The organism is Arthrobacter sp. AB6 (assembly GCF_031844545.1).
Taxonomy (GTDB): Bacteria; Actinomycetota; Actinomycetes; order Actinomycetales; family Micrococcaceae; genus Arthrobacter.
In genome coordinates, this window is record NZ_JAUZVL010000005.1 from 129,243 (window position 1) to 140,833 (window position 11,591).

Below are 11,591 nucleotides of genomic sequence, written 5' to 3' on the forward strand. Positions count from 1 at the left end.
AGCAACGCGGGGTCACTCCGCGCCCAATTCTTCGCCAGAATTGGGCCGGAAGTGACCCCGCGTTGTGGTTTAAGGTGAATTGGTGAGCTCAGCGCCAGTCTTCAACCCGCCGTGCGGGCCCGTCACCGGCTGGCGGGACGGGGACGTCGTCCGCGCAACCGGGATCCCTTACGCCACCGCCGGACGGTTCCAGCCTCCCGCCCCCGCGCCTGGCTGGACCGACCCGTTTGCCGCCACCTCCCCCGCGCCCGCCTGCCCGCAGGGGCCGGTGCCGTTCCTCGATGACGTCCTGGGCACCCGCTACGGGGAACTGCCGGGGAGCGAGGACTGCCAGAACCTCTCCATCACCATGCCCGCCGGCTTGGCCCCCGGCGAGCAGCTCCCCGTGATGGTCTGGATCCACGGCGGCTCCTACACCACCGGTTCGGGCGACCTCGCCATCTTCGACCCCGCGGCGCTGGTGTCCGAGAACCGGGTGGTGGTGGTCTCAGTGACGTACCGCCTGGGGCTGTTCGGCTTCCTTGGGACCCGCACCGGCCGGCCGGGGAACCTGGGCCTCCTGGACCAGCTCGAGGCATTCCGCTGGGTCCAGCGGAACATTGCCGCATTCGGCGGCGACCCCGGCCGGGTGACCGCCTTCGGACAGTCCGCCGGAGGTGACGCGATCGCGCACCTCATGGCCACAGCCGAAGCACCGTCCCTCTTCCAGCGGGCCATCATCCAAAGCGCCCCGCTGGGAATCTCACGCGGCAGGGCAAAAATGAACCATGCCATGGGCATCGTTGCCGAGGCTGTGGACGAGGATACCCCCGCCATGGACGTCGTCGAACGAGAAGACCACGTGGCCCAGGTAGCCCGGAAATTCGGCATGCTGGCCGCCATGCCGTTCGGAACCCAGTATGGCCATGCACCGCTGCCGGAGGAACCCGATATTGAAGCCGCCTGGAACCGCACCGCGTCCGGCATCGAGGTGCTGATCGGGCATACGTCCGAGGAAGCGCGGCTATTCCTGCCCCGCAGCCCAAACCTCAGCCGGCTGGCGCGCGTCCCGCTGGTGGGGCCCGCGGCCGTCCGCGCCATTGACTGGGTGGTCACCGAAACCGTCTATGGACGGGCGGCACGGAGGTTCGCGCGGCGCCACGCCCGGGCTGGAGGGAAGGCCCACCGCTACGTCCTGGGCTGGCACGCCCCGGGAAACATCTTTGGCGCTGCCCACACTGTTGACCTCCCGCTGCTTTTCGGCAACCGGAACACGTGGGACGGCGTGGGCCTGATTGCCGGCGCCGACTGGGAAGAGGTTAGCGCGGCCGGACGCGAACTGCGGGCGCTCTGGGCACGGTTTGCCCGCGGCGATGACCTCGGCAAACACGGCACCATCCCGGGAACGCTGCACTACCGTGCAGCGTGAGGGACCCATGCGGGCTTTAGGCGTCGACCTGGCCGCCGTCGGCCTTACCGCGTTCCCTGACGGCGCGCACGCCGCAGCCGCCCGCGACGAGGGGTGGATCCACCTGCCCTCTTGCGGGCTGGCGGAACTCGTCAGCTGGCGGGATCCGCGCCGCCAAGGGTCCAGCTGCGGATCTCCTCCGGGTCCTCCCCGTGCAGCCGGGTGTGTTCCCTGGCCCTCATCCGCCGGTCCTGGAGGTGCTGCCGGAGGAGTGAGTGCCTCTCGGCCAGCCCGGGCACTCGGTCGATCGCGTCGATGGCCAGTTGGAAGCGGTCGATCCCATTCAGCATGGCCATGTCGAACGGCGTAGTGGTGGTCCCCTCTTCCTTGTAGCCGCGCACGTGCAGCCCATCCTGGTTGGAGCGGCGGTAGGCAAGCCGGTGGATCAGCGCCGGGTAGCCGTGGTAGGCGAAGATGATGGGCTTGTCCGCCGTGAAAATCCCGTCGAAATCCCTTGCCGGAAGCCCGTGCGGGTGCTCGCTCACGTCCTGCAGCCGCATCAGGTCCACCACGTTGACCACCCGGATCTTCAGGCCCGGCGCGCCTTCCCGGAGCAGTTCGGCTGCCGCCACAGTCTCCACCGTGGGCACGTCACCCGCGCAGGCCATGACGACGTCGGGCTGCTCGCCGGGAACCTCGGAACCCGCGAACTCCCAGATCCCCAGCCCCCGGCGGCAGTGGTTGGCGGCATCGGCCGGGCCCAGCCAGGTGGGCGAGGGCTGCTTTCCGCTGACCACAATATTCACGTAATCGGTGGAGGCCAGGCAGTGGCCCATCACGCACAGCAGTGTGTTGGCGTCCGCCGGGAGGTACACCCGGATGACCTCCGCCTTCTTGTTCACGGCGTGGTCAATAAAGCCCGGGTCCTGGTGCGAGAAGCCGTTGTGGTCCTGCTGCCACACGTGTGAGGACAGCAGGTAGTTCAGCGATGCCACCGGCTGGCGCCACGGCAGCTGCCGGTGCACCTTCAGCCATTTGGCATGCTGGTTGAACATGGAGTCGACGATGTGGATGAAGGCCTCATAGCAGCTGAAGACGCCGTGGCGTCCGGTCAGGAGGTACCCTTCCAGCCAGCCCTGGCACAGGTGTTCGCTGAGCACCTCCATCACCCTGCCGGACCGCGCAAGGTGCTCGTCGGCGTCGTCAATCCTGTACTGCCATACCTTGTCCGTGGCCTCGTAGACGTCCTGCAGCCGGTTGGAGGCGGTCTCGTCCGGGCCAAAGAGCCGGAACGTTTCCATATTCTGCGAGATGACATCCCGCATCCACGAGCCCAGCGTGATCATCGGGCTGACCCGCTCGGTCCCCGGCTTCGGGACCTCGACGGCGTAGTCCCGGTAGGCAGGCAGCCTTAGCGCCTTCCGCAGTAGTCCGCCATTGGCGTGCGGCGTTGCACTCATCCGGAATGCGCCCGTGGGCGCGGCCTCGGCGACCTCGGGCCGGAGCCTGCCGTCGCCGTCGAACAGTTCCGCCGGGCGGTAGGACTGCAGCCACTCTTCCAGCTGCTTCAGGTGCTCTCCGTTGGTGCGGACTTCGGAGAGCGGAACCTGGTGGCTGCGCCACGTCCCCTCAACCTGCAGCCCGTCCACCACGCGGGGCCCGGTCCAGCCTTTCGGCGAGCGCAGCACGATCATGGGCCAGCGGGCCGCCCCAGTCTGCGCCCCGCCAGTTGTATCCGCGTCCGCCTGGGGCCCACGCCGGCTGTCCTGGATGGCGCGGATCCCGGCCATGCAGCGTTCCAGTGCATCCGCGAAGTCGCGGTGCGCCTGCTCCGTGTTCTCCGGGTCTTTCACGGTCACGAAGTAGGGCTCATGCCCGTAACCGCGCAGCAACTGCTCCAGCTGCTCTTCGGGCATCCGCGCCAGGATGGTGGGGTTGGCGATCTTGTACCCGTTCAGGTGAAGGATGGGCAGCACCGCGCCGTCAGTGGCCGGGTCCAGGAAGTTGTGCGAGTGCCAGCTGGCGGCCAGGGGGCCGGTCTCCGCTTCGCCGTCGCCAATCACGACGGCGGTGACCAACTGGGGATTGTCCAGGACCGAGCCGTACGCGTGGGCGAGGGAATACCCGAGTTCGCCGCCCTCGCTGATGGATCCGGGGCTTTCCGGCGCCGCGTGGCTGGGGATGCCGCCGGGGTACGAGAATTGGCGGAACAGCTCGGCCATCCCGTCGCCGTCGTTGCCCACGTGGCCGTAGACCTCGGAGTAGGTGCCTTCCAGCCAGGCATTGGCGACGACGGCGGGGCCGCCATGGCCGGGACCTGCCACAAAGAGCATCTCGGCGCAGTCGCGGCGGATGATGCGGTTCAGGTGGGCGTAGATGAAGTTCAGCCCGGGGGTGGTGCCCCAGTGGCCCAGGAGCCGGGATTTGGTGTGTTCGGCCTTCAGCTCTTCGCGCAGCAGCGGGTTGGAGCGGAGGTAGATCTGTCCCACCGACAGGTAGTTCGCGGCGCGCCACCAGCGGTCCACAAGTTCAAGCTCGTCCTGCCCCATGCTGCCGGCCATAACCATCCTCACGTCGCGTTCGCCCACCCTTTCGATCCGTCAGGTGCGGCCGTTCCCCCATCGCACCAGATGGGCCGGCCGGAGGCAACCCCGCTTGCCTTGCCGCGGCTACCTGCGGGTAGTCTTTGGATTCAGATGTTCACGCTGACAATCAACCAGACCGATAGCCGGCGCGATGGCGACCGGGTACCGCAGCTGCTCAAGGACCTGCGGCATATTCCCGCACGCCTTGATTTCGACCGGTCCGTCGAGGACGAGGTCCAGGGCATTGTGGACTGCCCGCACCAGGCAGTGGAGGCGGCCCTGATCGCACTCCGGGACGGCTCCTGGTACGTGGGGATCGGCGTCGGGCCCGTCAACGAACCGCTGCCCAACCAGATCAAGGACGCTTCCGGCCACGGACTCGTGTATGCACGGCGCGCCGTGGACCGGCTGCGGAGCAGCAAGGACCGGGTTCCGGTTGCAGTGGAGGGACCCTTGGCTGACGTGGCCCACGACGCCGAGGCGGTGCTGCGCCTGCTGGGGCATATCGTGCGCGACCGCTCCGGCGCCGAGTGGCGGGTGCTCGACCTGCTGACGCCCGGCGTGCGGGGCCAGCAAAAGGCTGTGGCCCAGGAACTCGGAATCACCACGCAGGCGGTCAGCAAGGCGGTGGCCCGGGCGCAGTGGAACGAGGAGCACGCGGCCCGGCCTGCGGCGGCCCGGCTGCTGGGGTTGATCCTCGAAGTCCGGTAGGGGCTGCGGCCCCGCTCAGGCCTGGGCTGCAGCCATCACCGGCTCGCCGTTGAAGTACTCGAGCTGCCAGCCGTCGATTGCATGGTGGTGCGCCAGGTTCAGCACAGCGTTGTCGATGCTGGCCAAAGCGGTCCCGACGGCCCGGCTGAGGCTCACCCGGAGCAGCGTGCCGTGCGCGACGACGAGGAGGCGGCGGCCGCGGTACTCCTCGGCGAGAGCCTCCAGGGCGGCCAGTCCACGGTCAGCTGCCTCGTCCTCGCTTTCGGCGCCACGGAAACCGCCGGGGATGCGGAGTGCGTCCAGTTCAGGGCCCGCCTGCATTCCCTCCGCCGGTCCGAAGCTCCGCTCCGTGAGCTCCGGCAGGCGGCGGACCTCGCCCAGCCCGAGTCCGTGGGCTATCACATCTGCGGTTTCGGCAGCGCGGCTCAGTGGCGAGGACACAATGGCGTCCCATTCGTACGCGGACAAAACCCCAACGGCGTCACGCGCCTGGGCCCGGCCGACGTCGTTCAGCGGAATGTCCGTGGCGCCCTGCAGCCGGCGCTGCGCATTCCAGTCGGTCTGGCCATGGCGGATGAGGGCGAAGGTCGTGAGGGTCATGCTTTCCATTCTGCCTTGTACTGCGTCAGAGCAGGCTGCGCAGCACGTGGGCCGCGCCGTCGTCGAACACTGAGTGGGTGACCTCGTCGGCGACGGCGATGACTTCCGCCGGCGCCTGGCCCATGGCCACTCCGCGTCCTGCCCAGGTGAGCATCTCGATGTCGTTACGGCCGTCGCCGATGGCTACCGTGAGGTGACGTTCGATGCCGAGCCTGCCGCGGAGGTTTTCCAGCGCGCTGGCTTTGGTCACGCCGGCGGCGGCGATGTCCAGCCATGCGGTCCAGCCCACGGAGTAGGTGACGCCGGCGAGGCCCACGTGCTCAATGGCCTCATTGAACTCTTCCGGCGTGTTTTCGGTGCTGAAGACCACCACGCGCACTGCCGTGGCTTCAAGCATGGTGTGGAAATCCACGCCGATGGCCTCGACGCCGAAACTCGGGTCCTGGAAGCGCTCGGTGGACAGGAAGTTGCCGTCCGCATCTTCCAGCGCGTACTTGGCAGAGGGAAGCCGCTCGCGGAGTGCCCGGAGTGCGGGTGCGGGGTCGAACGTGGCCTTATGGATGACCTCGTAGCCGCTGTCCAGTGCTGGATGGAGCCGTAGCGTCACGCCGCCGTTGCAGCAGACGGCATAGCCGCGCTCAATCCCGATTTTCTCGATAATGGGCAGGGTGGCGTTGAGCGAACGTCCCGTGGCGATCATTACCTCGTGTCCGGCTGCCACTACGGCCTGCGCCGATTCACGCACACCCGGGGACATGTGGCCGTCGTGGTCCACCAGCGTGCCGTCCACGTCCAGGGCGACCATGAGCTTGCGGCCGTTGTTGTTGTCGTTATCTCGCCGGTCATCGTTGCCGGCGACTGAGGTTTCAGTCAGCGTTGTCATTCCAATAGTGAACCAGACGCCCCCAAACGCCGCTAGGACTCGCGCCACAGAGTTATTGAACAGTTGGTTAATACCCACAGGTTGTCCCCGGTGTGAGTGTTAACCTCCGTGTTCTGAGGTCTGCACCCTCCCACGGACAAAGCACCCGCGCACGCCCCGGTGCAGGGACCGTTTCCCGGTGCAGCTCGGGTGCCGCCGTTGTCCACATGGGGCGGAACCGTACTGCCCTTCCCTCGGTGGTGCGGCGACCATGGAGGCATGCAGCTGATTGATGCCGCCGCATTGCACCGCAGTACCGGAGACTCGCGCTCGCTCCGCAGGCGGTATGCCCGCGGCGAACTGGTCCGTGTCCGCAAGGGAGTGTACGCGGCAAAGGACGAGTGGATCTCACTGCCACCATGGGAAAGGTACCGGCAGACAATCCTTGCCGTGAACCTTGAACTGCCTTCGTCAAAGTTCTGCCTCAACACAGCTGCTGTCCTGTGGAACCTGGAGATGCTCGCTGTCCCCAACCATGTCCACCTTGCAGGTGCATCACGGGGCCATAGGGGCCGGAGCCTCCCCACTACGTCCGCTGCTCGAATGCCATCCGGATTGTGCGGACTTGAGGGACTCACCTCCTATGGTGTCGCCCGGCATGCTTCCCGGGGACCAACCATCGCGTTCGGAGGGCTACAGATAACGCCATTGCCCGAGACGGTGGTGGCGGTCATCGCAAGAGAGAACTTTGCGGCCGGAACAGTGCTGGCCGATCATGCTATCGGCATGCGTCGTACTTCAGGCCCCCGGGTGAGCAAGGACGAGTTGCTGGGGCACGCCGCGCGCCTGGAGTCGGGCGCACGCCGGCGATGGGTCACCCAGGTGCTCAATTTCGCCGTTGCCAACTCCGGATCAGCAGGCGAATCACTCAGCCGGGCACAGATGCACCTCCTGGGTTTCCCCGCGCCCCTGTTGCAGGCAAACTTCCGCGCGGGAGGCCACTTCATTGCCCGGACCGACTTCTTCTGGCCGCAGTTCAAACTTATTGGCGAGTTCGACGGCGACGCGAAGTACCTGCGCGATGAGTACTTGGGCGACCAGACGTCCCGCCAAGCCGTCCTGGCCGAAAAGAAGCGCGAAGACAAACTCCGTGCGGCCGGATTCAGTGTGGTGCGCTGGGACTGGGCGACTGCTTCGGATGCAGCCAGGCTGGGCGCTGTGCTGCGGAATGCGGGGCTGCCTAACAGCGGCACCAGGGCAAAAAGAACCCTCTGACGGACTTTGCACCCGGGAATGCCCTGGTGCAAAGTCCGTCAGAGGGTGCGATGCCCCGGGAAGCAGGCGAAGCTAGAGGACCGGGAGGACCTCAAGGCCGCCCAGGTACTTCTGCAGGGCCTTGGGCACGTTGACCGAGCCGTCGGCGTTCTGGTGGTGCTCCAGCAGCGCCACGATCCAGCGGGTGGTGGCCAGCGTCCCGTTCAGGGTGGCCACGGCCCGGGTGCCCTTCGCTACGCCCTCGGCGTTCACCGCGCGTTCGCGGATGTTCAGCCGGCGGGCCTGGAAGGTGGTGCAGTTGGACGTCGAGGTCAGCTCGCGGTACGCGCCCTGGGTGGGAACCCACGCTTCGCAGTCGAACTTCCGGGCCGCGGACATGCCGAGGTCGCCGGCCGCGGTATCAATCACCCGGTACGGCAGCTCGCACTTGGCCAGCATCTCCTCTTCCCATGCCAGCAGCCGCTGGTGCTCGGCGGCGGCATCTTCAACAGTGGTGTAGATGAACATCTCCACCTTGTTGAACTGGTGAACGCGGATGATGCCGCGGGTGTCCTTGCCGTGCGAACCTGCTTCGCGGCGGTAGCAGGAGCTCTGGCCGGCGTAGCGGATGGGGCCGGCGGCAAAGTCCAGGATCTCGTCCGCGTGGTACCCGGCCAGGGCAACCTCGGAGGTGCCCACCAGGTAAAGGTCGTCTTCGGCGAGACGATAGATCTCGGCGTCGTGCTTTACGTCAAAGCCGGTGCCCTGCATGGTCTCCGGGCGCACCAAGGTGGGCGTGATCATGGGGACGAAACCGGCCTCGATGGCCTGGTCCATGGCCATCTGCAGCAGAGCCATCTCCAGCCGGGCGCCCACGCCGCGGAGGAAGTAGAAGCGCGCGCCGGAAACCTTGGCGCCGCGCTCCATGTCGATCGCGCCGATCAGCTCTCCGATTTCCAGGTGGTCCTTCGGCTCGAAGTCCGGGAATTCGCGCGGCGTGCCGACGGTCTTGAGCACCGCGTAGTCGTCCTCGCCGCCCTCGGGAACGCCGTCCTCAACCAGGTTTGGGATGGTGCGCAGCAGTTCTTCCTGCTTCGTCTGGGCGGCATCGGCCTCGGCGGAGGCGGCCTTGACCGAGTTGGCCAGCTCTTTGACCTCGGCCAGCAGCGCCTTCTTTTCGTCGCCCTTGGCCTGTGCCACCTTCTTGCCGAAAGCGTTCTGCTCGGCACGGAGGTTCTCGAAGCGGATCAGCGCCGCGCGGCGGGCGGCGTCCGCGGAGATGATCGCGTCCACCACGGATTCATCCGCACGGCGGGCACGCTGGCTGGCACGGTATTTATCCGGGTTTTCGCTGAGGTCTTTTACGTCGATCACCACACAAGGGTATCCAATCCCGCGGAAGGCGGCGGGCGGCAGCGGGCGTGCCGGACCGGAAGGCTTCGCCGGGCTACTGTTGAACCACCATGAGCGACTGGATCCTGTACCTGCTGATTGGGGTGGCCCTCGCCTTTGCCATCTCAAGCTGGTGGGGCGTGCGCAAGCTCAAGGCCCTGCATATCCGCAGTACCGTGGGTACCGACGCGCACGAACCCGGACTGGCCCGGCAGCGCGTGGCTGTCATCCTCAACCCCATCAAGGCACGCTCGGAAGAAGCCAGGGCCACCATCCAGCGCGGCTGCCTCGCGGCAGGCTGGGAGAACCCCGTCTTTTTCGAGACGACGGCGGAGGATCCCGGCTATTCGCAGGTGCGGGCGGCCCTGGCGTATAGGCCCGACGTCGTCCTGGTGGGCGGCGGCGACGGTACGGTACGTGTGGTGGCTGAGTCCCTCGTACGCACCGATGTGGCCATGGGCCTCATCCCGCTGGGTACCGGCAACCTGCTTGCCCGGAACGTTGACTTGGACGTCAATGACCTTCATGCCAGCGTCAATACTGCGCTTTTCGGACGGCAACGGTACATCGACACCGCGCGGATGGATATTGAAAACTCACTCACCGAGGAATCATCCGCACATTCGTTCCTGGTGATCGCGGGCATCGGCATGGATGCCGAGATCCTGGCCGATACCAATGCCGGCCTGAAAAAGGCAGTCGGCTGGCTCGCTTATACCGAGGCCGGCATGCGGCACCTGCCGGGACGCCGGAAGAAGGTTTCGATTTCCTTGGACGGCAGCCCGGGGCAGGTCCGTAACATCCGCAGCGTGCTGTTCGCCAACTGCGGCCTGATCCCCGGCGGCATCGACTTCATACCCCAGGCCATGATCGACGACGGCATGCTGGACGTCGTCGTGATGAGCCCCCGCAGCGCCTTCGGATGGCTGCTGATGTACGTCAAGATCATGTTCAAGCACAGCGGGAAGCTGCCCGACATGACCGTTTACCGCTCCAGGAAAGTGGTCATAAAGTGTCCGGAACCGATGCCCATCCAGCTGGACGGCGACACCGCCGGCGAGGCCACCAGGCTCACCGTCCAGGTTGAGCCGCGGTCTCTTTTGGTCAGGGTCAAAGGGGAGGCTTAGCGGTCAGTTGCGGCTGCGCTTGTTCTCCTCGGCAGCTTTTGCGGCGGCGTGGGCCTCGGACTGCTCGCGGATCATGGCTTGCTCTTCTTCAAAGCGGAGGCGGTCGGCACGATCGGCCTCGTCGCCGTCCCAGTCCTGGTTGTCGGCAGTGGGCCGGGGGTTGACAATCATCCCCTGGCCATCGTTTTCGGTGCTGCTGGTAGTCATGACGCGATCCCTTCGCTAGGGGCCCTCCCCCATGTGGATCAAGCAAGCATACGCATTGTCCACAGCGCGCGAAAGTACTTCAGGGGGCATTTGCGTACGCTTTGGGCGAAGCGGCGTAACCGTTTTCGGCGCCCTGCTATGCAGGCCGGAGAATGTCTTCCACCCACGCCCGCGCTGCGCGAAACGCCTGGTCAGCGGTGTGCGGCTCCACCACGGTGCGTTGCATGTCCGCGCGGGGATATGACCCGAGGAAGCGCGTGGCGGGGCTGATGCGGTGGAGCCCCGCCAGGGCGTCCGCCACCCGCTCATCACCAACGTGCCCGTCGGCGTCGATGCTGAAAAAGTAGTCCCCAAGATACTGTCCTGTAGGCCGGGACTCGATGCGGCTGAGGTTCACGCCGCGGCTGGCAAACTGGTCCAGAATCTCCATCAGGGCTCCTGGGCGGTCCTCCGGAAGCGGCACCACCACTGTGGTCTTGTCCGCTCCCGTGCGCGAGGGCAGCGGGCCGGGGCGGCTGACCAGGATAAAGCGCGTCACGGCTTCCGGATTGTCACCGATGTCCTCCGCCAGGACACTCAGGCCGGGCTGTTCCTGCGCTACCAGCGGAGCACAGATGGCAGCGTCATATTGGCAGGCCTCATCAAGGAGCCCCATGGCCGACGCAGCGGTGGATGAGCCGGGTACGTATTCCGCAGCCGGGATGTTCTGGTCCATCCACAGCCGGCACTGCGCCCAGGCATGGCCGTGCGTTGACACCCGGCGCACGTCATCCAGCCGGACCCCGGGCCTGCCCGCCAGCACGAAACTGATGGGCACCAGGACCTCGCGGATTATCCGCAGTTCCTTGCCGCCGGCGATTGCGTCGAGTGTGGCGGTAACGCCGCCCTCCACCGAGTTCTCTATTGGCACCATGGCGGCATGCGCCGAACCTTCGCGCACTGCGTCCAGGGCAGCATTGACGTTCGACGACGGCACGCGGGTAGCCTGCGAGGCATCCGGCACCTGCATGAGGGCAGCCTCGGTGAAGGTACCCTCGGGCCCGAGGAAGGCATAGGTCACGGAGGACGCGGACATAAGTGTTCCTCGCCTACAGCACCATGGGTTTCAGCCCGTTGTCCGAGACGAGGGGCTTGCCAGCTTCCAGCCACATGTCCATGCCGCCGGAAACGTTGATGGCGGTGTAGCCCTGTCCCGTTAGCCATTGCGCCGCACGATAGGACCGGCCGCCGGTGCGGCAGATGACGTAGACGTCCTCGTCGGGATCGAGTTCCTCCAGGCGCCCCGGAAGCTGGTCCATGGGAATGTGGAGGGCGCCCTCTGCATGGCCGGCCACCCATTCGTAATCCTCACGGACGTCCAGGATGACAGCGTCATCGGGGATGTCGTTGACGGGGACGTTATCGAAATCGCTCATGGTGATTCCTGCCTTCGCGGATCGGGGGTCGCTTTAAGCGTAGTGCTTTAC

11 protein-coding genes are annotated in these 11,591 nt (G+C 66.4%); 4 read left to right on the forward strand and 7 right to left on the reverse strand.

Going from position 1 to position 11,591, the window contains the following annotated elements:
- Positions 1 to 79: 79 nt before the first annotated feature.
- Positions 80 to 1,408, forward strand: a complete 1,329-nt coding sequence (locus Q9R30_RS05865) for a carboxylesterase family protein (protein WP_396136698.1) — start codon at positions 80 to 82, stop codon at positions 1,406 to 1,408.
- Between the two features lie 131 nt (positions 1,409 to 1,539).
- Here Q9R30_RS05865 and Q9R30_RS05870 read toward each other — a convergent pair whose 3' ends face one another.
- Positions 1,540 to 3,948, reverse strand: coding sequence for a phosphoketolase family protein (locus Q9R30_RS05870; RefSeq protein WP_311217036.1), 2,409 nt, complete (start codon positions 3,946 to 3,948; stop codon positions 1,540 to 1,542).
- A gap of 135 nt (positions 3,949 to 4,083) precedes the next feature.
- Here Q9R30_RS05870 and Q9R30_RS05875 point away from each other — a divergent pair, with 135 nt between their 5' ends.
- Positions 4,084 to 4,683 (forward strand): hypothetical protein, encoded by a 600-nt coding sequence (locus Q9R30_RS05875; protein ID WP_104996436.1) that lies wholly within the window; start codon positions 4,084 to 4,086, stop codon positions 4,681 to 4,683.
- Positions 4,684 to 4,698: 15 nt separating this feature from the next.
- Here the strand turns inward: Q9R30_RS05875 and Q9R30_RS05880 are convergent, their stop codons facing one another.
- On the reverse strand, positions 4,699 to 5,283 hold the full coding sequence (locus Q9R30_RS05880) for a histidine phosphatase family protein (protein ID WP_104999566.1): 585 nt from the start codon (positions 5,281 to 5,283) through the stop codon (positions 4,699 to 4,701).
- 25 nt (positions 5,284 to 5,308) lie between these two features.
- On the reverse strand, positions 5,309 to 6,166 hold the full coding sequence (locus Q9R30_RS05885; RefSeq protein ID WP_104996435.1) for an HAD family hydrolase: 858 nt from the start codon (positions 6,164 to 6,166) through the stop codon (positions 5,309 to 5,311).
- A 258-nt stretch (positions 6,167 to 6,424) separates the two neighbouring features.
- On the opposite strand from Q9R30_RS05885, the gene Q9R30_RS05890 reads away from it, so the two are divergent.
- Positions 6,425 to 7,420: a hypothetical protein gene (locus Q9R30_RS05890; protein WP_104996434.1), complete on the forward strand. Its 996-nt coding sequence runs from the start codon at positions 6,425 to 6,427 to the stop codon at positions 7,418 to 7,420.
- A 72-nt stretch (positions 7,421 to 7,492) separates the two neighbouring features.
- Here Q9R30_RS05890 and serS read toward each other — a convergent pair whose 3' ends face one another.
- Positions 7,493 to 8,773, reverse strand: a complete 1,281-nt coding sequence (gene serS / locus Q9R30_RS05895; RefSeq protein ID WP_104999565.1) for a serine--tRNA ligase — start codon at positions 8,771 to 8,773, stop codon at positions 7,493 to 7,495.
- Positions 8,774 to 8,862: 89 nt separating this feature from the next.
- Between serS and Q9R30_RS05900 the strand changes: the two genes are divergently transcribed.
- Positions 8,863 to 9,918 (forward strand): diacylglycerol kinase family protein, encoded by a 1,056-nt coding sequence (locus Q9R30_RS05900; protein ID WP_104996433.1) that lies wholly within the window; start codon positions 8,863 to 8,865, stop codon positions 9,916 to 9,918.
- A 3-nt stretch (positions 9,919 to 9,921) separates the two neighbouring features.
- Here the strand turns inward: Q9R30_RS05900 and Q9R30_RS05905 are convergent, their stop codons facing one another.
- The 3 genes from Q9R30_RS05905 to Q9R30_RS05915 all read right to left on the reverse strand — a co-directional run bounded on the left by Q9R30_RS05905 (position 9,922) and on the right by Q9R30_RS05915 (position 11,540).
- A complete protein-coding gene (locus tag Q9R30_RS05905) occupies positions 9,922 to 10,125 on the reverse strand; it encodes a hypothetical protein (protein ID WP_104996432.1) in 204 nt (67 codons plus the stop codon).
- A gap of 136 nt (positions 10,126 to 10,261) precedes the next feature.
- The gene (gene pheA, locus Q9R30_RS05910; RefSeq protein ID WP_104996431.1) at positions 10,262 to 11,200 is read right to left on the reverse strand and encodes a prephenate dehydratase; all 939 of its coding nucleotides are present in this window, start codon (positions 11,198 to 11,200) and stop codon (positions 10,262 to 10,264) included.
- Positions 11,201 to 11,213: 13 nt separating this feature from the next.
- Entirely contained in the window at positions 11,214 to 11,540 is a 327-nt protein-coding gene (locus Q9R30_RS05915) for a rhodanese-like domain-containing protein (RefSeq protein ID WP_104996430.1), read from the reverse strand.
- Between the last annotated feature and the right edge of the window lie 51 nt (positions 11,541 to 11,591).

Bases quoted from the DNA above. Each gene is read 5' to 3' on its own strand.
- Q9R30_RS05870 (WP_311217036.1), bottom strand. From the start codon at position 3,948: ATGGCCGGCAGCATGGGGCAGGACGAGCTTGAACTTGTGGACCGCTGG.
- Q9R30_RS05875 (WP_104996436.1), top strand. From the start codon at position 4,084: ATGTTCACGCTGACAATCAACCAGACCGATAGCCGGCGCGATGGCGAC.
- Q9R30_RS05880 (WP_104999566.1), bottom strand. From the start codon at position 5,283: ATGACCCTCACGACCTTCGCCCTCATCCGCCATGGCCAGACCGACTGG.
- Q9R30_RS05885 (WP_104996435.1), bottom strand. From the start codon at position 6,166: ATGACAACGCTGACTGAAACCTCAGTCGCCGGCAACGATGACCGGCGA.
- Q9R30_RS05890 (WP_104996434.1), top strand. From the start codon at position 6,425: ATGCAGCTGATTGATGCCGCCGCATTGCACCGCAGTACCGGAGACTCG.
- Q9R30_RS05900 (WP_104996433.1), top strand. From the start codon at position 8,863: ATGAGCGACTGGATCCTGTACCTGCTGATTGGGGTGGCCCTCGCCTTT.
- Q9R30_RS05905 (WP_104996432.1), bottom strand. From the start codon at position 10,125: ATGACTACCAGCAGCACCGAAAACGATGGCCAGGGGATGATTGTCAAC.
- pheA (WP_104996431.1), bottom strand. From the start codon at position 11,200: ATGTCCGCGTCCTCCGTGACCTATGCCTTCCTCGGGCCCGAGGGTACC.
- Q9R30_RS05915 (WP_104996430.1), bottom strand. From the start codon at position 11,540: ATGAGCGATTTCGATAACGTCCCCGTCAACGACATCCCCGATGACGCT.